This is a genomic window from Allocatelliglobosispora scoriae, assembly GCF_014204945.1.
GTDB lineage: Bacteria > Actinomycetota > Actinomycetes > Mycobacteriales > Micromonosporaceae > Allocatelliglobosispora > Allocatelliglobosispora scoriae.
Window position 1 is genome coordinate 2,042,561 of sequence record NZ_JACHMN010000002.1, and the last position, 22,569, is coordinate 2,065,129.

Consider the following 22,569-nt stretch of genomic DNA (forward strand, 5'->3'; position numbering starts at 1 on the left):
CCGGCTCGACGAGAGATGTGCCGAGAATGAAGAACTTCCTCTACCGCATGGACTTGAAGGGGTCCCCGTACCTCTACATCGCCCCCTTCTTCCTGGTCTTCGCCGCGTTCGGACTCTTCCCGCTGGTCTACACCGGCTGGGTGTCACTGCACGACTGGGAGCTGATCAGCGACGATCACACCTGGGTCGGATTCGCCAACTACACGAAGCTCTTCGGCGACACCTACTTCTGGAACGCGCTGTGGAACACCCTGTCGATCTGGGTGATGTCGACCATCCCCCAGCTGCTCATGGCCCTGGTCCTGGCGCACGTGCTCAACCAGCGGCTACGCGCTCCCACGTTCTGGCGGATGACCGCCCTGCTGCCGAACATCACCTCGGTGGCCGCGGTGGCGCTGATCTTCGCGCAGATCTTCGGCCGGGACTACGGCCTCGTCAACTACCTGCTCGGCGTCTTCGGACTCGGGCACATCGACTGGCAGTCAGGCACCGCGTCCTCGCAGATCGCCATCTCCGCGATGATCATCTGGCGCTGGACCGGTAACAACGCCCTCATCTACCTGGCGGCGATGCAGGCGGTCCCCCGCGACCTCTACGCGGCGGCCTCGCTCGACGGCGCGAGCAGCTTCCAGCAGCTCACGAAGATCACGATCCCGGCGATCCGGCCGACGATCCTCTTCACCGTCATCATCTCCACCATCGGCGGCATGCAGGTCCTCGCCGAGCCGCTGCTCTTCGGCGGCGCCAGCCCCACCGGCGGCTCCGATCGGCAGTTCCAGACCCTCTCGCTCTACCTCTACGAGGTCGGGTTCAGCCGGTTCGACTTCGGCTACGCCTCGACCGCGGCGTGGGCCATGTTCGGCATCATCGTGATCGCCGCCCTGATCAACTACCTCATCACCAGCCGCCTGCGGAGGTCATAATGACTACCACCACCGCGGCCCGGCCGGCCGCCAGCACTCCCCGTGTCGATGGCACGTCCAAGAGCAGGAAGACGGTCTTCCGGGCCGAACGCCGTCCCGGCAAGTTCATGTACCTGTGCTTGATCGCCCTGGCGTTCTTCTCCGGATTCCCGCTCTACTGGTCGCTCGTGGTCGCGTCGCACGACAACTCGGTGCTCGGCCAGACCCCGCCGCCCTTCGGCCTGGGCTCCAACTTCTTCATCAACATCGGCCGGGCCTTCGACACGGTCCCGTTCGCGAAGGCGCTGCTCAACTCCTTCATCGTCTCGACCTCCATCACCGTCAGCGTGGTGCTCTTCTCCACGCTCGCCGGGTTCGCCTTCGCGAAGCTGAAGTTCCGGGGCCGCAACGCCCTGCTGCTGATGATCGTGGCGACGATGATGGTACCGACGCAGCTCGGGATCATTCCGCTCTACATGCTGATGGCGAAGACCGCGATGATCGGGACCCTCTACGCGGTGATCGTGCCGAGCATGGTGAGCGCCTTCGGGGTCTTCTTCATGGCCCAGTTCCTGCAGGAAGCCGTACCCAACGAATTGCTCGAAGCCGCGCGGGCCGACGGCTGCAACACCATCCGGATGTTCTGGCACGTCGTGCTGCCGGCCGCTCGGCCGGCGGCGGCGGTCCTCGGGATGCTGACCTTCATGACGGCCTGGAACGACTTCTTCTGGCCGCTCGTCGTGCTCACCCCCGAGGAGCCCACGGTCCAGGTCGCTCTCTCGACCCTGGCCAGCGGTTATGTCCAGGACTTCTCGCTGTCGCTCACCGGAACCATCATCGCGACAGTGCCGCTGCTGGTGCTCTTCGGCCTGCTCGGCAAGCACATCATCGGAGGCATCATGCAAGGGGCGGTTAAGGGATGACCATCACGCAGGAGCACGTCGAGGTCGATCTGCTGCGCTTCCCCACGGGTTTCCGGTGGGGTGCGGCGACCGCCTCCTACCAGATCGAGGGCGCGGCGCAGGAGGACGGCAGGCAGCCGTCGATCTGGGACACCTTCGCCCGGACGCCGGGCCGGGTCTTCCGCGGCCACACCGGTGACGTCGCGTGCGAGCACTACCACCGCTACCGCGAGGATGTCGCGCTCATGGCCGAGCTGGGCCTGGGCACCTACCGCCTCTCGATGGCGTGGCCGCGGGTCAAGCCCGACGGTTCCGGCCCGGTCAACATCCGCGGCCTGGACTTCTACGACCGGCTCATCGACGAGCTGCTGGCACACGGCATCGACCCGATGATCACGCTTTACCACTGGGATCTGCCGCAGACCCTCGAGGACGCGGGCGGCTGGACCAACCGGGACACCGCCTACCACCTGGCGGACTACGCCTCGGCGGCGATCGGCCGCCTCGGTGACCGGGTCGCGACGTGGACCACGCTCAACGAGCCGTGGTGCTCGGCGTTCCTCGGCTACGCCAGCGGCGACCACGCGCCCGGGCGGCAGGAGCCGACCTCGGCCTACCTGGCCGCGCACCACCTGATGCTGGGCCACGGCCTGGCGACGCAGGCGTTGCGGGCGGGAGGCGCGCGGGAGGTCTCCTACACCGTCAACCTGAGCCGGGTCAGCCCGCTCGACCCGGCCGACCACCACGACGTGGCGGCGGCGACGCTCATCGACGGACTGCAGAACCGGCTCTTCCTGGACCCGCTGCTCAAGGGGTCCTACCCGGCCGACATGCTGCGGCTCTTCGACCGCTTCGGTGCTCGGCACGCGATCTCCGACGGCGATCTCGCGATCATCTCGTCCCCGATCGATCTGCTGGGGGTCAACTACTACCAGCCCGCGCTGATCGCGGCGCAGGTCGGGTCGCCGGGCAACAAGGTCTACCCGGGCAGCGAGGGCACGATCGACGCGCCGCACGGCCTGCCGGTCACCGACATGGACTGGCCGGTCGACGCGACCGGCCTGTCCGACCTGCTGCTGCGCCTGTCGGCGGATTATCCGGGTACGCCGATGATGATCACCGAGAACGGTGCCGCCTATGTGGACACCGTGGTCGACGGGCGGGTCGCCGACATCGAGCGGATCGCCTACCTCGACGGTCACCTGCGGGCGGTGCACACCGCGATCCAGGGCGGCGCGGACATGCGGGGGTACCTCGCCTGGTCGCTGCTGGACAACTACGAGTGGGGCTACGGCTACGGCAAGCGGTTCGGCCTCGTGCGGGTCGATTACGACACCCAGCAGCGCATCCCCAAGGACAGCGCCTACTGGTACGCCAACGTGATCCGCCAGAACGGCCTCACCGCGGAGTAGTCCCAAGGTCGCCGCAACTCTTCAAGAGTTGGTCCTAAATGAACCTCTTAGGACCAACTCTTGAAGAGTTGCGGCGATCTTGGCGTCAGTGCTGGCAGACGGGGCACCAGTAGAAGTTGCGGGCCGCGAGTTCGGCGAAGCGGACCGGGGTGCCGCAGACCAGGCACGGCTGCCCGGTGCGGCGATAGACATAGACCTCGCCACCGTGCCGGTCGACCCGGGGCGCGCGCCCCATCGCCTCGGGCAGGTGCTCGTCGCGGACCGTGTCGATCCGCCCCGTCCCGACCGCGAGCGCCATCAGCACCCGCAGATCTCCCCAGATCCCCTGCCAGCCCTCATGGGTGAGCGCCCGGCCGGGAGTCGTCGGCAGCAACGCCGCGCGGTAGAGCACCTCGGTCACGAAGATCAGCCCCGTCCCGGCGACGATCTCCTGGTTGAGCAGGAGCGCGCCCAGCGGCGTCGGGCTGCGCCGGATCCGTTCGAAGGCCGCCTCGTGATCGCCGTCGTCGCGCAGCGGATCGGCTCCGAGCCGCGAGACGAGCGCCTTCACCTGCAGCTCGTCGACGATCTCGCACGCCGTCGGGCCGCGCAGCTCCAGCCAATTCCGCCGGGTACGCATCCGCAGCCGCACCTGACCCACCGGCGCCGGAGCAGCACCGGCCCCGTCGGCGAACTTGCCGTAGAGCCCCAGGTGGATATGGACCGTGCCGCGATCGTAGTGATGCAGCAGATGCTTGCCATAAGCCTCGGTGGAGCGCAGCACCGAGCCGGACAGCCGCCCGGCGCCGTCGGCGAACCGGCCCTGCGGGCTCTCCACGGTGATGCGCTGTCCGGCGAAGAGCTCGCGGTGGCGCGCGGCGAGCCGGTGAATGGTGTGTCCCTCAGGCACCGGCCGAGACTACAGGGTCGTCCACGCGCCCGACTTCGCGACGAGCGGCGACAGGGCACCGTCGTCGAGCCCGGCGTGGTCGTCGGCCATCATGTTGTAGACGCCGGTCACCCCCACGCAGCACATCTCCTCCAGCTGCATCCGGGCCATCTTCCGATCCCGGTGCCCCAGGTAGGCGAGGTAGAGCAGGCTGATCGCGTCGGCGGCGTACCCGGCTGCGGCGTCGGCGGGACCGTGCTCGGCGGCGAACCCCTCGGTGAAGCGCCGCAGCGTGGCGAGGTTGGGCACCGTGTCGGGCGCGGCGGCCGGAGCGGCGAGCCAGGGCGCCGGTGCGGTGACCCCTTCGGCACCGTCGCCCGCGACCGGGAAGAAGTCGGGGTGCACGGCGTCGGGCGGCACGATGATCGGCCCGGTGAAGCCCCCGGCGCGGGCGTCGCGGACGGCGTACGCCACCTGCGGCGGGACCGCGCTGATGACCAGGGCCTCCGGTGTCTTGGCGAGCAGTGCGGTGACCGCGGCGGCGAGGTCGGTCGCGTCGGCGGGGAACTGCTCGACACCCGCCACGGACAGGCCCGCCGCACTCGCCGCCTCGGTGAGCGCGGTCTGCTGGTCCGGTCCGGCGAGCGGTGCCGTGGCGAGGACGCCGACCTTCGTCACCCCGGTGGCCGCCTTCGCCGCGCGCATCATGGCCTTGGTGACCTGCTCGGCGCTCGGGGCGGACTGGAACGCGTAGGGCTGGGTCGGTGCGGGGCCGGAGGTGGGGAGGAGGGTCGGCGTACACGATGTCTGCCCTGCTTCGGTGATCGCTCGGCCGAGCCAGGGCGCCGACGGCCCGATCAGCGCGTGGACCCCCTCCTCCAGCAGGCCCGACGCGGCGGGCGGGATCGCCGCGTCGGTGCTCGCGGTGTCGCGGACCAGGAGTTCGAGCTGGTGCGCGGCGCCGTGTCCGCCGAGGGCGTTGATGGCGTCGGCCCGATACTGGATGCCCATGAGCTGCCGTTTGCCGACGGCGGCGAGCGGGCCGGTCAGGTCGGCTATGACGCCGATGCGCAGCGGTGGCAGGGGCATCGCGATCGCCCTCGCCGCCCTGGGGAGCGGCGACAGCAGGCCGAGACCGGCTATCAGGATCGCGCGCCGAGACAGTGCACCACTCATCGCAACCAACCTCCAGAAGCGGGCCGACTGAGGAGAGCATTCACGTCAAATGTGGACAAAGTCAATGATCTGTCCCGCTTTGGGATGGCGGGCCTTGCGACCCCGCAGAGCGGCCCATACTGTCACCGTGGCCTATCGGATCCTCGCCGGCGCCATCGTCGTGCTGCACCTCGCCGTCCTGGCGTACGTGGTCTTCGGCGGCTTCCTCGCGTGGCGCCGGCCGCGCACGATCTGGCTGCACCTCGCTTTCGCGGGCTGGGGCTTCTCCTCGATCATCTTCGGCCTCGACTGCCCGCTCACCGCCGCCGAGGACTGGGCCCGGCGGCACGCGGGCCTGCCCAGCCTGCCGGGCGGATTCATCGACACCTACCTCACCGGCACGCTCTATCCGGAGTCGGCGAAGACGCTGGTGCAGTACCTCGCCGGTGGCCTCGTGCTCGCCTCCTGGACCGGGTTCGCGCTGCTGCGGCGACGGGCCTCACGTGAGGTGGCGGGCAAACCAGGCGCTTGACCGGTGGATCACCGCCGCGAGCGCGCCCGGCTCGCCGAAGAGGTGCGTCGCGCCGGGCAGGACCGCCAGCTCATAGGGGCAGCGCATCCACACCGCCGCGAGCTGGTTGAAGCGGATCACCTCCAGGTCGTCGCCGCCGACGATGAGCAGCGTGCGCGCGGTGACGAGCGGCAGGCAGGCGAGTGCCAGATCGGGTCGGCCGCCCCGCGAGACGACCGCCGAGACATGGGTGTCCGGGGATGCCGCGGCGGCGAGCGCCACCCCGGCGCCCGTACTGCCGCCGAAGTAGCCGATCTTGCCGTGCGGCCAGCGGCGCCGCAGCCACGCCGTCACATCGATCAGCCGCTCGGTCCGCGCCACCAGCCCGACCTCCTCGTCGTCCTCCCCCGGCGCCAGCAGGTCGAACAGGAGCGTCCCGAAGCCGTCCCGCCCCAGCGCGTCGGCGACCGCGCGGTTGCGCGGGCTGTGCCGCCCGCTCCCGGTCCCGTGCACGAAGATCACCAAACCACGAGCCCCCGGCGGTACGCCGAGATGCCCCGCGAGCAGCACGCCGTCTGCCGGGATGAGCACGGGACCGTCGACCGCCACGGGTCGGAGCAGCGCTGTCACCTCGGCATCGGTGACCTGTCGGAAGTCCTCGTACCACTGCCCCACGGCACTGAAGACCGGCGGCGTCTCCAGGCAGACGACCTCGTCGGCGATCTCGGCGAGCTCCGCCACCACCTCCGGCGGTGCGACCGGTGCCGCGATGATCACGCGTGCTGACCCGGCGGCCCGGACCACGGCACACGCCACCCGGACCGTGGCGCCGGTGGCGATGCCGTCATCCACGATCACGACGGTCCGCCCGCGGATCGCCACCCTCCGCGCGCCCGGCTGCCGCAGCCGATCGACCCGGGCGAGCAGCTCCGCGCGTTCGGCCCGCTCGACGGCCGCGAACTGCACCGGAGTGACCCCGGTGACCTGCAGGACGTAGTCGTTGACGACCCGGGCGTCGCCCTCGCCGATCGCGCCCATCGCGATCTCCGGCCGGCCCGGGACCCCGAGCTTGCGCACGATCACCACATCGAGCGCCGCACCCAGCGACTTCGCCACCTCGGCGGCGACCGGCACCCCGCCCCGGGGCAGGCCGAGCACGACGAGATCGGTGTGGCGCAGGTGCCGCAGCGCCCGTGCCAGCTGCCGCCCGGCATCGATCCGGTTCCTGAACGGCATGCCCCCAGTCAACCGCAGCCGCACCCGGCCGTCTTCTTTTGGAGTGGGTCAGGTTTGCCGGTTCGCCGCATCGCGGACGCCTGATCGGATCACGATGTGTGGTGGGGAGTAACGCAGCACGCGCTCATGCCGCTTGATTTCTTTTCCTAGAGGGAGACCATGATGAAGACCGGCATCGACTACCCACGGACCGGCACGGAGTCGGGGTCCGAGCCAGCCGCGCTGGGCACCGTTCGCCGGTACCTGGCCGAGAATTACCGCAGCGCCGACGGCACTCCGCTCGGCGAGCCCGGGGCGGCCCGGATCTCGCTGCGGCGGATCACCATGATCGAGCACGGCGTACGCCGCCTCTGTCGAGCCCGCGACGTCGGCGACGAGATCGCCCGCATGGAGGGACTGGTCCACCAGGACGGCGACGACGAGGGCGACGGCTGGTAACTCCCAGCCACTGGAGGTCATGTCGCCTTCCGGCCGGAGCCGAGCTAGCGTTGTCACTGACCGTCACCGAGGCGCAACCCCGGGCGGTCGGGGAGGCCAGAAGGCGTGATGGACGGCGTGAGAGTAGAGCCCGGGATGATTCCGGTGGTGGAGTTCGACTCGGATGCGGGTTTCCGCGCCCTGGTGGAGCTCTCCCCCGATGCGGTCTTCGTCATCGCGGGCGGTTACCACACCTTCGCCAACTCCCGAGGCCTCAAGCTGCTCGGCGGCACGACCATCGACGACCTGCGGGTGAAGCCGGCCGTCGACTTCATGCACCCGGACTATCGAGCCGTCGCGTTCGAGCGGCTCGGCGTGCTGCTCGACGACCGCCAGCCGCTCGACTACGTCGAGGAGAAGATCGTCCGGCTCGACGGGACCGTCGTGGAGATCGAGGCGGCCGGGACCGCGATCCTGCTCTACGGCGAGCCTGCGGCGCTCGTCGTCGTGCGGGACATCACCGGTCGTCGTGCGGCGGAGAAGGCCGTACGCGATGCGGAGCACCGCCTGCAGGCCGCGTTCCGGCAGGCACCGACCGCGATGCTCATCGTCGACCGGCACGGCACCGTGATCGCCGCCAACCCGGCACTGGGGCGGCTCATCGGGCGCGATCATGACGAGCTGCTCGGCCAGGCCTGCTGGCAGATCGTCGCCGCGGCCGATCGTGATGTGGTGCGGGAGCGCTGGACCAGCCTCATCGCCGACGACGCGCAGACCCATGACGGCGAGTTCCGCTACCAGCGGGCCGACTCGTCGATCGGCTGGGTCTACGCCCGCGCGGCGTCACTCGGCGACGACCACGCGTACGTGATCCACCTGACCGACGTGACCGCATCGACGCTGGCCAGACAGCACCTGGCTCGGCGGGCGACCCGTGACTCGCTCACCGGGCTGCCCAACCGCTCGGTGATCCTGGACCGGCTGCACGGGCACTCGGCCGTCTCGCCGCAGCCGGTCGCGCTGCTCTTCCTCGACCTCGACGGGTTCAAGCAGATCAACGACCAGCACGGACACCACGTCGGCGACGCCGTACTGACGATCATCGGCCGCCGGTTGCAGAGCGTGGTCGCCGATACCGACATCGTCGGGCGGCTCGGCGGTGACGAGTTCGCGGTGATCATCACGGGATCCGAGAGCGCTGCTCGCGCCGACGCGGTCGCCGAGCGGATTCAGGCGGTGATCGCCGAGCCCATCCTCGTCTCGGGCATGTCGCTGCGCATCGGCGTCAGCATCGGGGTGGCCCACTCGACCACCGAGTCGCATCCGGCCCAGCTCCTGTCCAGCGCCGACGCCGCGATGTACCGCGCCAAGGCCGCCACCGCCCGCCAGCCCACCACCGACCCGGCCCCCGCCTGACCCATCCCACCCGCCCCAGGATCGCCGCCCAAGATCGCCGCAACTCTTCAAGAGTTGGTCCTAACCACGGGTCCTCACCACGGGTCCCGATCCCCGGGTCCCGATCCCGGGTCCTGTGCCTCCGGTGTCACGCATTAGGGCCAACTCTTCAAGAGTTGGTCCTAACAAACCCGGACTCCGAGCACTCCGGCGCGGGGCCGGGTGAGGTCAGGCGCGTTGGGCGGCGCGGAGGTCGTCGAGGAGTTCGGTCTGGCTGGCGAGCACGTCCGAGAGGATCACCCTCGCCACCGCGAGCAGGTCCGCGACGTGCGGGCTGACGAGACTGTAGAAGACCGTCGACCCCTCGCGTCGTGCCGCGACCAGGTTCATCCGGCGCAGCAGGCCGAGTTGCTGCGAGAGATGGGCGGGCTCGATCCCGACATTCGGCAACATCTCGGCCACGCTGTGTTCCCGCTCGGCGAGCAGCTCCAGCACCCGGATCCGGGCGGGATGCCCCAGCGCCTTGAAGAACTCCGCTTTGGCCTGGTAAAGCGGTTTGGTCACAGTCCTTGCCCTCCAGCCACCTGCGCTAACGGTTAGTCTTATGACTTGCTAAAGTTAGCAAATAACGACCACGTAAGGACCGCACGACCCGGCTATATCTAGCGCCAAGGAGCACTCGTGCTAACGGTCACCCGCACCGAGGTCGCCGACCACGTCCTCGCCGCCTTTCAGGTCGGCCCCGCCAGCCGGGGCGACGTTCTCGCCGCAGCCACCGCCACCCACGCCCGCCCCCAGGTGCTGAGCATGCTGCAGTCGCTGCCCGAGCGCTCCTACGGAAACCTCCGCGATTTGTGGTACGAGTTGCCCGACATGCCGATGGGCAGCATGTGACCAGCCCAGACGCGACGTCCACGGCTCCCGTGCCGTGGACGCCCGGGACCGCTACCCCCTCGTCCACCACACCGGTCATCCGGTGCGCGACGTGCCGCCGCCGCGCCGTTCCGACCGCCTGAGCCACTCCTTACCCGAGCTACCTGAGCTACCCGAGCCACCCGAGGGGCATCCGAGCGCCCAGGCCCTGCCCACAGCAAGATCGGCGCAACTCTTGAAGAGTTGCTGCTGAACGGAGGCCGGGCAGGGCCCCCTTAGCACCAACTCTTCAAGAGTTGCGCCGATCTCGGGGTCTAGCTGGCGGCCTTGAAGAGCAGCTTGAGCGCCTTCACGTTGTCGCCGGTGAGCAGCGCGTGGTCGGCGTCGGCGATGAGCGCCGCCCAGTTGGCGGGAGCGCCCCCCGCGACCACGTTGGCCTGAGCCGCGTCACGCACCAGCGAGACGAGCTCGTCGACGAGGCCGTCGCCGTGGGCTCCCTTGGTACGCAGACCCCACCCGAACGGGAACAGCGGCTGGTAGTCAGCGTCGCCCACGTTGATCGGCACCTGGTCCGCACTGCGCGGCCAGCTCACCGAGAGCCGACCGGTGAAGGGCTTCTTGCCGAAGAGCACGTCCGCGACACCGGCACCCTCGCTGCCCGGCAGCCACGACGCCACCAGCGCGTCGATCGAGCCGAGCTGGTCGGTGACGAGCTGCGGGCGGCCGGAGACGACGAGCACGACACAGGTGCTGATCGCGGCGCAGACCTTGTCGATCGCGGCCTTGTCGGCGGCCTGCAACGACAGGGACTTGCTCGCCTGCTGCGGCACGGAACACCAGCCGCACTCGGGTCCGCCGACATCGCCGTACCCCTCGGAGTAGGGCGACTCACCGACCACGACGACCCCGACGTCGGAGCCGGCGGTCGGCGCGGAGGCGTCGGCGCTGTAGGTGACCGACGGCGCGACGGCGCGGATGCCGTCGAGGATCGAGGTGCCCGGGATGACCGCGCCCGAGTCGCCCTGCCAGGTCATGGTCCAGCCGCCGGCCTGGTGGCCGAGGTTGTCGGCGTTGCTGCCCGCGACGTAGATCTTCGACGACGAGCGCAGCGGCAGCGCCTTGCCCGCGTTCTTGAGCAGCACCTGCGACTCGGCGACCGCCTTGCGGGCGATGGCCCGGTGTGCGGCGCTGCCGACCTCGTCGATGTTGTCGGCCGAGGCGTAGGGGTGCTCGAAGAGGCCGAGCTCGAACTTGACGTGCAGGATGCGACGCACGGCGTCGTCGATGCGGGCCTGGCTGACCCGCCCGGCGGCGACCTCGGCGAGCAGCAGCTCCTCGAACTGCGGGGCGCTGTTGGGCTCCATGAACATGTCGGTGCCCGCGTTGACGCCCACCCGCACCTTGTAGGGCGTGAGGCCGCCGTTGGTCGGTTCGGCCGGGTCGGGGATCTGGTGGATGCCCTCCCAGTCGGAGATGACGAGGCCGTCGAAGTCGAGCTGCCCCTTCAGCGTGCCGGTGATCAGCTCGTTGCTGGCGTGCATCTTGACCGGGTTGCCGATGCCGTCCTCGATCCAGTCCACACTGGAGAAGGAGGGCATGACGCTGCCGACCTTGCGCTGCTTGATCGCCGGGCCGTAGGGCGTGAGCGCGAGCCGGTTGAAGTCGGCCCGGCTCGTCACGTTGACGCCCTGGTCGATCGTGTACTTCTTCTCCCACCAGTTCTTGCCGGCGTTGGCGGCGGCGGTCGCGGTGTCGTAGACCGTGTAGCCGTCACCGGCGTAGTGCTTCGCCGTGGCGAGCACCCGGTCGTCGTCGTCGAGCTGCCCGGGCCTTCCCTGGAGGCCGTCGATGACGGTCGCCATCTTCACCGCGAGCGCCGGGTCCTCGCCGAAGCTCTCGTAGCTGCGGCCCCAGCGCTCGTCGCGGGAGACGCAGACGCAGGGCGAGAAGTCCCACGGGATGCCGGTGGCGCGCACCTCGGCGGCGGTGGCGTGGCCGATCTGCTCGGCGAGCTTCGCGTCGCGCGTCGAGCCGAGCCCGACGTTGTGCGGGAAGATCGTCGCGCCGTAGACGTTGCCGTGGCCGTGCACCGCGTCGATGCCGTAGATCAGCGGGATGCCGAGCCGGGTGCTCAACGCCTGCGCCTGCAGCTCGTTGACCATCGCGACCCAGGCGGCCGGGGTGTTCTGAGCCGGTGTCGAGCCGCCGCCGGAGAGCACGGAGCCGAGCGACCACTGCGCGACCCGGGTGGGGTCGTCGGCGACTGCCGCGCGCTCGGCCTGCGTCATCTGGCCGACCTTCTCCACCAGCGTCATGCGCGCGAGCAGGTCCGCGACACGACGATCAATGGACAAACCCGGATTCTTGTACGCCATGGGCGCCGCCGCCGACTCCGCGGCCGCCGTCGAGGCGGGCGCGAAGGCGCTGGCGAGGACGGCGACGCTGAGCGCCGCGAGGATTCTTCTGTGACGGGTGGACATTGCGGAGAGCCTCCTCGTTCGGAAGCGGACCTGGATCGGCGACCGGCAGAGGGCATCCAGCCTGGGACGAAAGGTCCGCACGAATCGACTAAAGGCTATTGTTCGTTTCCTACGCGAGTCAATATAAGTAACAAAGAAAGTTTCCTGTTACCTGCCGGACGCGGCGGTGCCCCGCCGGAGAAATCTCCGACGGGGCACCGCTCATTCCAGAGCCCGTGTTACGGGTTGATCGTCAACGTGAATGTCGACGTCGTGTTCCTGATGTTCTGGAAGTTGTTGCTGAACACCAGGTTGTTGAAGGTCGCCGAACCCACCGCGGGGCCCTGGCCGGGCTCGGGCAGCTCGTTGACCCAGATGCCGATGCCGGACTTGGCGTCGTAGGCGTCACCGCTCTTCTGCGCACCCGAGATCCGGATGTTGGTGAAGATGGTGTCGGTGATCGGCTTCGCTTCCGGGTACTTGCTCTGGAACATGATGCCCGAGTAGGTCGGGTCGATGATGTCCACGTCGGTCACCCGGATGCACTTGAAGTCCTTCGAGGCCGCGAAGACCCAGATGGCACCGAAGGCCTGCTGGCCCCAGAAGTGGCCACCCGCCCGGACGAGCGAGATGTTCTCGAACCTGGTTGCCGGGCAGCTGAAGCCCACGAACGGGTAGCCGAAGTCCAGCGAGCTGATCGTGATACCCGAGTAGGTCAGCATGTCCGCGATGTACATGTTGCGGAACACGTTGTCGTAACCGCCGTAGACCGCGAGGCCCGCGGCACGCCAGGTCAGCGTGGCCGTGAGGTTCTCGAAGACGTTGTTGTGGTTACCGACCGAGCCGCCGCCGTCGATCGCCGAGAAGAGCGCGAAGGCGTCGTCGCCGTTGCCGCGACCCTCAACGTTGCTGATCAGCAGGTTGGTGGAGTCGCTGGTGAAGTTGACACCATCGGCGAACGTGTTGCGGATCCGGGTGTTCGTGATCTTGATGTTGTCGTTGTGGACGCCCCAGTAGAAGCAGACGGTGTGCTCAGCCCAGATGTTGTCGAACGTCAGGTTCGCCACATCCTTGAGCTCGCCGAAGACCTTGCCGGGACCGTCGTTGCGGATGTCGTAGTTGCCGAAGAACGAGAAGTCCTTGAACGTGGATCCGTTCGCCGAGGTCTCGATCCGGAAACCGGCATCGGTGTTGGCCTGGGCCACCGGCGTCTGGAACCTGGTGTACCAGATACCGGCGCCGACGACCTGCAGCGGCTTGCCGTAGACCGAGAACTTGCTCGCGGTCTCGTAGAGGCCGGCCGGGAGGTAGACGCCGACCGCCGTGGCGGACTGGCGAGCCGTGTCGAACGCCGCCTGCACCTGCGACTGCGAGGTGCCCGCGGGGACGACGTACTTCGTCGGGTCCGGGTTGGCCTTCGGTGCCGTGAGCTCCAGGTTGATGAAGTCGACAGCGTAGGTCGTGCCGTTGGCGGTGTCCTTCTGCAGCTTGATGACGCTGCCGGCCGGGACGGTGCTGTTGAGCATGATGTTGGCTTCGTCGTAGATGTGGCGCGGGCCGGCACCGGGCGAGTTGCTCGGTGACGCCTCGTTGCCGTAGAGCCACGAGTGCTTCGCGGTCAGCGGGATCGCCTTGTGGAAGGCGCCGTTGACGTAGATGTTCAGCGTGGTGTCCGGACCGTCCGGGATGGAGAAGCGGACGACCAGGGTGTTGGTCGCGGCCCGGGTGGTCCACTGGACGTAGGCGCCGGTGCTGTTCAGCGTGACGGCCTTGCGACCGGACGCCTCGCCACCGAGGTCACCGATGGTGCGGTTCGGGCCGACCTGGCTCGCGCCGCCGCCCCAGGTGCCGTCCTCGGCCTCGTACATCTCGTAGGGCAGGTTCGCCCCACGACCGACGAAGAAGGACTGGGTGGAGGTGTTGTTGGCCTGCTTGACCGCCAGCTCGTTGGCGTCGACGGCGATGACCGTCTTGACCGTGTACTTGCCGTTGACGGCGACCCAGGTGCCGAGGCTCACGGCCGGAGCCGTGGCGCCCGCGTTGATGACACCGGTGTAGGCGCCGGTCAGGGTCTTGACGACCGTGCCCGTCGTCGTGTCGGTGACCGTCACCGTGATGTTGTGCGCGCCACCCGCCGAGGCGATGGTGCCCTGGTTCTTGATCGCGACCGTGAAGGTCACCGTGTTGCCGGCGGCCGGGGTACCCGGGGTCCACGCGGTCGGTGCCGAGATCAGGTCCGAGCTCGCCACCTGCGCCACGACCAGCTGGGTCGGGTTGGTGTAGGCGTTGTTCGACTCGAGCTGCTCGACGACCGCGTTCGACTCGTCGACCTTCGCGGTCAGCGTGTAGCTGCCCGCGTCCTTGGCACCGATGTTCGCCGAGACGGTCGAGGTGCCGTTGGCGGCGAGGCCACCGACGGTCGCCGTGCCGACGAGCGTGGTGCCGAGGTAGAAGTTGACGTTCGTGGTGCCCGAGTTGGCCGTACCGATGTTCTTGACCGTCGCCGACACGGTGATCGCGTCGGTCTCGATCGGCGAGGCCGGGGACCAGGACGAGCCGGTGATCGTGAGGTCCGGGTTCGGCGCGGGAACGCCGAAGACCTGGAACTCGGCGATCTGGCCGGCCGAGGAGCCGGTGTTCGAGTTGATCTTCAGCTGGACGTCCGCCACCCGAGCCGTGACGTTGATCGTCACGGTGTTGCCGGAGCCCGGGTTGAAGGTGTAGTCCGCACCGGCCACGAGGCTGGTGTAACCGGTCGCGCTCTGCTCACGGCCGAGCACCTGGATGTTCTGAACGCGCTGGCCCCACGCGGTGTCGGGGTTGAGCTTCAGCACGATCGAGCTGATGTCGTGGTTGGCGCCGAGCGCCACCGTCAGCAGGTTCGGGTAGGCGCCGCCGGCACCCTCCCAGTAGGTCGTCACGCTGCCGTCGTTGGCGTTCGTCGGGATGAAGGTGAAGACCGACGAGGAGGCCGTGATCGGCTTGTTGAGCGCGACGTTGGTGCCGGTGGGCGGGTTGCCCGTGCCCGTACGCGTCACGGTGTTGCTGTTGGCCGACGTGTTGCCCGCCGGGTCCTTGGCGTTGACGTAGTAGCTCACGGTCGCCGTGTCGGGCTGGCTGTCCGTGTAGGTGAGCGTCGTGCCGGAGACCGTGCCGCGCAGCGCGCCGTTGGCGAAGATCTGGTAGCTCGCGATGCCGTTGGCGTCGGTGGCGGCGTTCCAGGTCAGCTTGATCTGGCCCGAGGCGGGCTGGGTGTAGGCGAGGCTGCCCGGCGTGGTCGGCGGCGTGGTGTCCGGCGGCGTGGTGCCGGTCCGGGTGACGCTGTTGCTCTGGCCGGACTGGTTGCCGGCGGCGTCACGGGCGATCACGTAGTAGGTGACCGTCGCGGTGTCGGGCTGGCTGTCGGTGTAGGTCAGCGTGGTGCCGCTGACGCTGGTCCGCAGGCTGCCGTTGGCGTAGACGTCATAGCCGGTCACGCCGACGGCGTCGGAGGAGGCGTTCCAGGTCAGCTTGATCTGGCCCGACGCCGGCTGGGTGTAGGCGAGGCTGCCCGGAGCGGTCGGCGGCGTGGTGTCGCCACCGCCGGTCGGCGCGTAGACCTCGAACTCCGAGATCTGCCCGGCCGGCCAGGCCGTGTTCGCCGTGATGTTCAGCCGCACGTACCGCGTGGTCGCGGCGGTGAAGTTGATCGTCACCGTGTTGGCCGACGGGTTGAAGGTGTAGCCCGCCGACGCGACGATCGTGGTGAACGTCGAGCCGTTGGTGCTGCCCTGGACCGTCAGCGTCTCGGTCCGGGAACCCCAGCCGGACGGGATCTTCAGGACCACCTTGTTGACGGCGACCGCCGCACCGAGGTCCACCTGGAGCCACTGCGGGAAGGCGTTGTTGGCGCTCTCCCAGTAGGTGCCCTGGTTGCTGTCGTTGGCGTTGCTCGCGACGTAGGTCTGCGAGACGCTCGACGCGGTCAGCGTCTTGCCGAGGGCGAGGTTGGTGGAACCGCCGACGGCGCCGTAGACCTCGAGCTCCGAGATCTGCGCGGAAGGCCAGCCCGTGTTCGCCGTGACGTTCAGGCGCACGAACCGCGTCGAGTACGCCGTGAAGTTGATCGTCACCGCGTTGGTCGAGCCGTTGAACGAGTAGGTCGCCGAGCCGACGATGCTGCCGAAGCTGGTCCCGTCCGCACTGCCCTGCACCGAGAGCGTCTCGTTGCGAGCGCCCCAGCCGCTGGGGATCTTCAGCACGACCTGGTCGATGCTGGTGCTGCTGCCGAGGTCGACCTGCACCCAGGCGGGGAAGGTGTTGTTCGGACCCTCCCAGTAGGTGCCCTGGTTGCCGTCGTTGACGTTGCCCGAGCCGTAGACGTCGTTGTGGCCGCTCTCAGCGGTGGGCTTGCCCACCGCGAGGTTGGGCCCGCCGGCGGCGAGGGCCGGGACGGTCGGCACCAAGCTGATGGCCAGGCCGGTCGCGAGGAGTGTCGCGAGTAACCGCGGTACATGCCTCTTTCTCATTGTTTCCTTCTGTCTCTCGTCAGGGACGACAGCAGGGAGCGAGGGAGGCGTGAACCGGGCGAATCCGTGCGGCGCACCCCAGTGCAGACGGGGTGCTGTCCTGCCCGGGAGCCATGGTTCAGCCCCGGGATCCGACAAACAGGCCGAGCGGTGCCCGTCATGTCGATCCGCGAGTCTCGCTCCCCCGGTCGCGGGGAGCGTTGCCGATCGAAGCGCTGTGAACTGCGATGACCACCAAACTTGCGAGGGACGCAAGTTAAATGGACCGATGCTTGTAGGTTTCTTGCACTGCGTTGGCCAAATGTTACATACGTGCTACGGGCGAGTCAACGTCTTGGTATCGATGCGCTTCTTCGCACCCTTGATCACCTGCACGGCAACGGTTAAGTCAGCACCGAAGTGACGCGGAGATCGACGCCCCACCGCCCTACGGTCGCCGTCCAGGGGCGATATCGCTCCACGATGGACATATCTGCTCGGGTACCGCACCCCGACGCCTCCCACGACCATGATCGCCGCAACTCTTGAAGAGTTGCGGCGATCGTGAAGGAGAACTGCGTCGTGGCCGACGTGAAGTGTGCGGCGTCGAGCTCGTCCCACTCGTACGGCAAGGTTGCATAGCCCGACGGCCAGTCGGCGGACCGCCCGCATGCCGATCTCCCGCTGATCCGCGGCGACTGCCTACCATGGGTCGATGACGACGTTCGAGCCCGGCCAGTTGGTGCTGCATCGCGGGTTCGTGGCCGAGCGGCTGGTCTTCCTCAAGGTGGGCAGGGTCGTCGGGCACGACGAGCGCGGCCTGCGCCTGTGGTTCGCCTACGGTACGCCGATGGCGATCAGCCTCGCCGAGGACGGCCAGGGCATCCGCGACATGCCCTTCGCCGACTGGATCACGCAGCGGGAGGAGCTGACGGTCGGCGTCCGCCGGGCACCCGACATGCTGATGCTCGTCCCGCCGGGGACGGCGCACTCGGTCTGGTGGTTCTGGGACCTGCGCCGGGCCTTCTACGGGTGGTACATCAACCTGGAGGAACCCTCGGTCCTGTGGCGCGACGGCGATCTCGCCGGGGTCGACACCACCGACCAGGACCTCGACGTCTGGGTCTACCCCGACCGGAGCTGGGAGTGGAAGGACGAGGACGAGTTCGAGGAGCGCCTGGCCCATCCGGACCACTACTGGGTCGCCGACCCCGACGCGGTCCGCGCCGAGGGCAGGCGCATGACCGAGCTGGTCGAGCGAGCCGCGTTCCCCTTCGACGGCACCTGGTGCGACTACGCTCCCGACCCGACCTGGACCTGGCCGACATCCCTCCCCGACGGTTGGGACCGCCCCCGGTACTCGCGCTGATCAACTCGACGTGGTGCCCGCCGGGCGCCAGCCGACACCGTAGGCGAAGCCCTGCTCCAGCTGCGCGAAGTCGAGGGTGACCTCACCGGCGCCGTCGAGTTCCAGCAGCTCGCTGGTGGGCTGCCCCTCGTCGAGCTGTCTCGGTGCGAGGTGCCGGAGCCGCCAGAGCGATTCCGGCCTGCGGGCCAGGTCGAAGCGGACCACCAGGTGGAACTCCTCGCACGGCACGAGCGGCACGAAGGCGTAGTGGTCGCGGATCCGCTGCCCCGCCGCGACACCGAAGACGATCGTGTAGGTGTGCTCCTCGCCGTAGTTCAACGGCCGGGGCAGGGCCAGCGTGTAGTGGAAATGGCTGCGTCCCTGCCGCTCGCTGCGCTCCAGCCGGGCTCCACGCTGGACGTCGATGAGGAGGTCCGGCCCGGCCTCAGCGTCATTGGGCGTCGGAGGCAGGCTGAAGCGCACCGCGATCCGGTCGAGGTCGTCGCGGAGCGCCACGATCGTGCGCTCCTCGATGAGCTCGGGTGCGTCGCCGTCCAGCCGCAGCAGGGACCGCAGGCGGCGTACCTGCCATCCCTTGGCGGGATCGCCGTGCTCCTCCTCGGCCCGGTGGTTGCGCAGCGCCGTCTCGGCGAGGCGGGCGAAGGCGGTGTCCACCCGCCGCCGGGCGGTGCGCTCGCTGCAGCGCAGGGTCTGTGCCAGCACCGCGATCCGGTCCCGCAGGTGGGCGAGCTGCACCCCGTGGTCGATGCCGAGGGCGTGACCGATCGCGATCCGCATGTCGGCCGGGAAGTCCGCGGCGAGGCGGGTGAGCTCGCTGCCCACGTGGTGCCGGATCGCCGCGTCGTTGGGCGAGCCGTGGATGTGGCAGAGCTCCGTGAGTCCGGGGCCCAGCCGGTTACGCAACCCGTCCGCCTGCAGCCCCCAGCCACGGCGCAGCCTGACGAGTTCGGTGTCCAGTTGCGCGACACTGACCTGCACACTTCCTCCTTAGTCGGTCCCGGTCGGTGGCGGGACGACTGTCTCCAGTCGGATGATGGTCGTTGCCCAGTCATGCACCCGCAGGTCGGGCGTGACCGGCGGCTCGGCGAACTCGCGATGGATCGCGGCGAACCCGAGCCGGTCGATGAGTCCGGTGATCGCGAACCTGTCGCGAGCCGTCGGCAGCGGCTCACCGAGCGGCGGCATGACGAAGAACTCCGGGTTGAACGCCGCCTCGGCGACGATCAGCATCAGGTGGTCCGTCGAGCGGGCGCCCGGCGCCACGGCCCGGCCCGGTGGCAGCGACAGGTCGATCGGGTCGCCCCAGGCCACGGCGGCGCTGGAGAGCGGCGCGACCCACTCGCCGTCGAAGAGGCCGGCCTGGATCGCCAACTGGTCGGTGAGGTTCAGCAGCGCGCAGAACACCTCGCGGTCCCCGGTGTTGTCCAGCCGGAGGAAGACCGAGGGCGGGCGGCCGCGGTCGTAGGCGAGCTCATAGGCGCCGTCGGCGCGAGCCACGAGCGGTTCCCGGCCGCGGGGCAGCGCCAGCTCGGCGGGCTCGGCCGGATAGACCCTCACCTGTACGCGGTTGGCGAGCCGCGACAGCGGATTCGTCAGCCGCCGGACGCTGCGCCACCGGACGATGTGCTCCAGAGCGGCGACGACCCGCGCCGGACCTTTCTCGTCGAGCGCGATGTCGGAGCCGAGCTGAGGCCCCTCGCGATCGACGATGCGGGCGCCCCCGGGCGCTGCGACGACCCGCAGATCGGCGGTCTCGACCTCCTCGGCGAGGCGCAGATAGGGCGAGCCGGTCGCCCGCAGCACGGTCGCCACCGCGGCGGCCTCGGGCACGACGTCGATCGCCGCGGGTGGCAGCGGCACGCTGGTCAGGACCACGGGGTACTGCGTCGTGAGCTCCGGCCACCAGCCGATGGGCTCGACGAGGCTGCGCTCGACGAGCACCGTGACCACCCTCGCCTCGCCCGCCGGCAGGCCGGGGCCGGTCACGGCCACCCGGGCGGCGTCGGCGCCGGTGCCGGTGACGAGCCCGTGGCACGAGCCGATGTCGATCTGCCAGGCCCGGCCGGCGTAGCGCATGGTGATCGGGGAGGCCGGCGTTCGGAGGCGACCGCCGAGGAACGGCCGGTCGGCGAGGTCTCCCGGCTGTGGACGGAGGGTCGGGACCTGGTTGCGCACCGAGTTCTCCACCTCGCATCCGGCCGCCGCGAGGAGCTGTCGATAGGTGGCCTCCGGCCCGAGGCGCCCCATGGCGTGCAGGAGATGCAGGCTGAAGGCGCCGCGAGGGCCGTCGGGTGAGCGGATCTCGTAGGCGGACTCGTTCTCCCGGCAGGCCGCGAGCAGCACGTAGGAGGGCGCCTGCTCGGCGGCGGTCCGGGACCGCAGGCCCGCCAGCTCCGGCAGGAGCGAGTCGAGCCGGGGCGGACCGTCGGCGGGCGGGCCGAACCGGGACCGCAGCATCGGCAGTCCTTCGCGGGCGATACCCGCCGAGTGGCAGGAGTCGAGCACGACGGTGACGTGCGCGCCGCTCGCCGCGACCTCACCGATGAGGACGGTGAGCTCCTTGTCGAAGAGGTCCGGTACGCCGTCGTGCCTGCTGTCGGCGCAGATCAGCGAGTGCATCCGGCGGGTGGGTTCGAGGTGCTCCCACCGGGGCGGCGCGGGTGACCACGATCCGTGGCCGCTGAACCAGAAGAGCGCGCTGTCCTCGGGCCCGGCCCGGCGCAGGTGATCACGGAATCCGGCGATGATCGCGGCCCGGGTGGCGTCCTGGTCGAGGAGCGTACGGGTCGCGAGCGTGGCGCCCGCTCCGAGCCTGCTGCGCAGCAGGGCGCCAATCGCCTCGACATCGTTGCGGCAGCCCAGGAGGGGTGGCATCGGTGCGCGATACTGATTGACGCCGACGAGCAAGGCGTAGAGGGCCTTCACGATCCCCTCCTGACGGACAGGCTCACCGCCCTCGCGGCCAGTCCGGCCGAAGAACGGCACGCGATTGGCCACTCATCGATGCATCGACAAACCACCATGACTGACACGTCAATGACATGGTGCAGCCCCTCGATGCCTCACCGTAACCGGTGACGGCCGGACTCGTCGTGGCCACCGCCGCAGAATTGGCCCGCACATGGCCACTGCGGCGGCCTGTCTCGCGCGAGGATTGCGCATCATCCCAGTAGCCCCGCACAGCCCCTCATCACTCGCTCCACATTGGTGGGACGAGCTGAAGCCGCACACAACGACAAACCGACCAACTTACCGCAATGGACAGCGGCATGGTCCATGTAGCCCATTCGGGCTACGCCAACGCGTCGATGGCGGATGGCGATTCCGCGTTGTCGTGCCGTCCGGAACCCGACCGTCAGGGGCGTTCCGGGCACCGACGACCAACCGGCCATCGACCGTGAGTGACGAAGGAATCACCTTGTGGAGCCGCGAGATTCAGCGACCGACCCGTAAGGGCGTGGTCAGGCACAGGCGTCCGCAGGCAAGCTCATGTGCGTTCGTCAATGAGATCCGCAAAGGAGCCATATCGTGAGCGAGCGACCCCAGGGTGCGGGCTCATCGAACCAGATCCGGCTGAGGAAGTTGGCCACCGACGGCCGACTCACCGAATACGCCATGGCGGCGCCCGCCGACGACCGGGCGCTGCTGGTGAGCGCGGCTTACGAGATCACCTGGCCGATCGTCTTCGGCCGCGTCACCCGCCGGGTCGAGCTCGCTCGCGGGCACCTGGCCTGCTACAGCTCGATCCGACACCTCGCCGACGAGTGCCTCGACGGCTTCCACGACGACGTCGAAGCCGTCGTCGAGGACCTGCTCACGCACTCGACCAAGCCGATCATCAACCTCGAGGCCTGGATCACCAGCCGGCTCAACGCGGCGACAGTGGATGCATATCGCCGCAGACGCGGGCAAAGAGGAGCATTGCAGCGCCCGCGATTGCCGAAGTGGCTGGCCGAGGCGGTCGGCAACGACCCCTGGCTGACCGAGCTCGCCACCCAGATCCTGGTCTGGGTGGGCGTCGACGCCACCGCCGGTGCCGCGATCTGGCCGCTCGACAGCTGGTCCCAGCGCCGCGCGGCGATCACCGGTGATCAGTCCGGCAGCGACGCCGCGACTGTCGCCCGCGAGATCGAATTCGTGCTGCGGGCGATGCGCCGCAAGCACGAGTGGTTCACCCAGTACGTCGAGGAACCCCAGGGACGCAAGCAGCCGCCGATCGGCGGTGGCGTCTACCTCGCCGACCACGACATCGGAGACCAGGCCATGCCAACCACCGCTCGCGACGACGTCGACGACGGCCGGCTGATGGAGCTCGCCGCCACCGCGGTCGACGTCATCGCCCACCGACTCGCCCAGGGCGAGGACATCACCACCATCGCCGCCGAGGTGGTCAAGAAGGTCTTCTGCCTCGGCACCGGGGCGGGCGACATCGATCGCGCACCACTGGAGGGCCGAACCGACGACGAGCAGATCTCAACCTTCATGACCGACCCTGCCGTCATCCAGCGCATCATCGACGCGGTCCACAGCATCGCCGCGCTGCAAGGCAGCACCACCACCTAGCCCATCGCCGGAATCCTCGC

The 22,569-nt window shown here is 69.1% G+C and carries 17 protein-coding genes; 9 read left to right on the top strand and 8 right to left on the bottom strand.

Annotated elements, in window-relative coordinates; translation table 11 throughout:
- Window positions 1–26 precede the first annotated feature (26 nt).
- The 3 genes from F4553_RS14825 to F4553_RS14835 all read left to right on the top strand — a co-directional run bounded on the left by F4553_RS14825 (window position 27) and on the right by F4553_RS14835 (window position 3,216).
- Window positions 27–923 (top strand): carbohydrate ABC transporter permease, encoded by an 897-nt coding sequence (locus F4553_RS14825; RefSeq protein WP_184836381.1) that lies wholly within the window; start codon window positions 27–29, stop codon window positions 921–923.
- A 107-nt stretch (window positions 924–1,030) separates the two neighbouring features.
- A complete protein-coding gene (locus F4553_RS14830; protein ID WP_246467003.1) occupies window positions 1,031–1,825 on the top strand; it encodes a carbohydrate ABC transporter permease in 795 nt (264 codons plus the stop codon).
- On the top strand, window positions 1,822–3,216 hold the full coding sequence (locus F4553_RS14835) for a GH1 family beta-glucosidase (RefSeq protein ID WP_184836385.1): 1,395 nt from the start codon (window positions 1,822–1,824) through the stop codon (window positions 3,214–3,216). The genes F4553_RS14830 and F4553_RS14835 overlap by 4 nt, the downstream gene beginning before the upstream one ends.
- Window positions 3,217–3,301: 85 nt before the next feature.
- Here F4553_RS14835 and F4553_RS14840 read toward each other — a convergent pair whose 3' ends face one another.
- Both F4553_RS14840 and F4553_RS14845 read right to left on the bottom strand, forming a co-directional pair.
- Complete coding sequence (locus F4553_RS14840; protein ID WP_184836387.1) at window positions 3,302–4,105, bottom strand: Fpg/Nei family DNA glycosylase; 804 nt, start codon at window positions 4,103–4,105, stop codon at window positions 3,302–3,304.
- 9 nt (window positions 4,106–4,114) lie between these two features.
- The gene (locus F4553_RS14845) at window positions 4,115–5,260 is read right to left on the bottom strand and encodes an ABC transporter substrate-binding protein (RefSeq protein WP_184836389.1); all 1,146 of its coding nucleotides are present in this window, start codon (window positions 5,258–5,260) and stop codon (window positions 4,115–4,117) included.
- 127 nt (window positions 5,261–5,387) lie between these two features.
- Here F4553_RS14845 and F4553_RS14850 point away from each other — a divergent pair, with 127 nt between their 5' ends.
- Window positions 5,388–5,771, top strand: a complete 384-nt coding sequence (locus F4553_RS14850; protein ID WP_184836391.1) for a DUF2784 domain-containing protein — start codon at window positions 5,388–5,390, stop codon at window positions 5,769–5,771.
- On the opposite strand, the gene F4553_RS43140 is transcribed toward F4553_RS14850, so the two are convergent.
- Window positions 5,739–6,986, bottom strand: coding sequence for an alpha/beta fold hydrolase (locus tag F4553_RS43140; protein WP_184836393.1), 1,248 nt, complete (start codon window positions 6,984–6,986; stop codon window positions 5,739–5,741). The two genes, F4553_RS14850 and F4553_RS43140, sit on opposite strands and share 33 nt — an antisense overlap.
- Before the next feature lie 162 nt (window positions 6,987–7,148).
- Between F4553_RS43140 and F4553_RS14860 the strand changes: the two genes are divergently transcribed.
- Together F4553_RS14860 and F4553_RS14865 are read left to right on the top strand one after the other, a co-directional pair.
- Window positions 7,149–7,424 (top strand): hypothetical protein, encoded by a 276-nt coding sequence (locus tag F4553_RS14860; RefSeq protein ID WP_184836395.1) that lies wholly within the window; start codon window positions 7,149–7,151, stop codon window positions 7,422–7,424.
- A gap of 117 nt (window positions 7,425–7,541) precedes the next feature.
- On the top strand, window positions 7,542–8,819 hold the full coding sequence (locus F4553_RS14865) for a diguanylate cyclase domain-containing protein (protein ID WP_184836397.1): 1,278 nt from the start codon (window positions 7,542–7,544) through the stop codon (window positions 8,817–8,819).
- A gap of 207 nt (window positions 8,820–9,026) precedes the next feature.
- On the opposite strand, the gene F4553_RS14870 is transcribed toward F4553_RS14865, so the two are convergent.
- Window positions 9,027–9,362, bottom strand: a complete 336-nt coding sequence (locus tag F4553_RS14870) for an ArsR/SmtB family transcription factor (protein WP_184836399.1) — start codon at window positions 9,360–9,362, stop codon at window positions 9,027–9,029.
- A 117-nt stretch (window positions 9,363–9,479) separates the two neighbouring features.
- Here F4553_RS14870 and F4553_RS40975 point away from each other — a divergent pair, with 117 nt between their 5' ends.
- Window positions 9,480–9,692 (top strand): DUF2795 domain-containing protein, encoded by a 213-nt coding sequence (locus F4553_RS40975; RefSeq protein WP_184836401.1) that lies wholly within the window; start codon window positions 9,480–9,482, stop codon window positions 9,690–9,692.
- Window positions 9,693–9,985: 293 nt separating this feature from the next.
- Here F4553_RS40975 and F4553_RS14880 read toward each other — a convergent pair whose 3' ends face one another.
- Entirely contained in the window at window positions 9,986–12,151 is a 2,166-nt protein-coding gene (locus F4553_RS14880; RefSeq protein ID WP_184836403.1) for a glycoside hydrolase family 3 protein, read from the bottom strand.
- Between the two features lie 218 nt (window positions 12,152–12,369).
- Complete coding sequence (locus tag F4553_RS14885; RefSeq protein ID WP_184836405.1) at window positions 12,370–16,638, bottom strand: discoidin domain-containing protein; 4,269 nt, start codon at window positions 16,636–16,638, stop codon at window positions 12,370–12,372.
- 694 nt (window positions 16,639–17,332) lie between these two features.
- On the opposite strand from F4553_RS14885, the gene F4553_RS14890 reads away from it, so the two are divergent.
- On the top strand, window positions 17,333–17,986 hold the full coding sequence (locus F4553_RS14890) for a ribonuclease FAU-1 family protein (RefSeq protein ID WP_184836407.1): 654 nt from the start codon (window positions 17,333–17,335) through the stop codon (window positions 17,984–17,986).
- On the opposite strand, the gene F4553_RS14895 is transcribed toward F4553_RS14890, so the two are convergent.
- Together F4553_RS14895 and F4553_RS14900 are read right to left on the bottom strand one after the other, a co-directional pair.
- Window positions 17,987–18,964, bottom strand: coding sequence for a hypothetical protein (locus tag F4553_RS14895; RefSeq protein ID WP_184836409.1), 978 nt, complete (start codon window positions 18,962–18,964; stop codon window positions 17,987–17,989). It lies immediately after the preceding gene.
- A gap of 9 nt (window positions 18,965–18,973) precedes the next feature.
- A complete protein-coding gene (locus F4553_RS14900) occupies window positions 18,974–20,911 on the bottom strand; it encodes a caspase family protein (RefSeq protein ID WP_184836411.1) in 1,938 nt (645 codons plus the stop codon).
- 603 nt (window positions 20,912–21,514) lie between these two features.
- Between F4553_RS14900 and F4553_RS14905 the strand changes: the two genes are divergently transcribed.
- Window positions 21,515–22,549, top strand: a complete 1,035-nt coding sequence (locus tag F4553_RS14905; protein ID WP_184836413.1) for a hypothetical protein — start codon at window positions 21,515–21,517, stop codon at window positions 22,547–22,549.
- Window positions 22,550–22,569 lie beyond the last annotated feature (20 nt).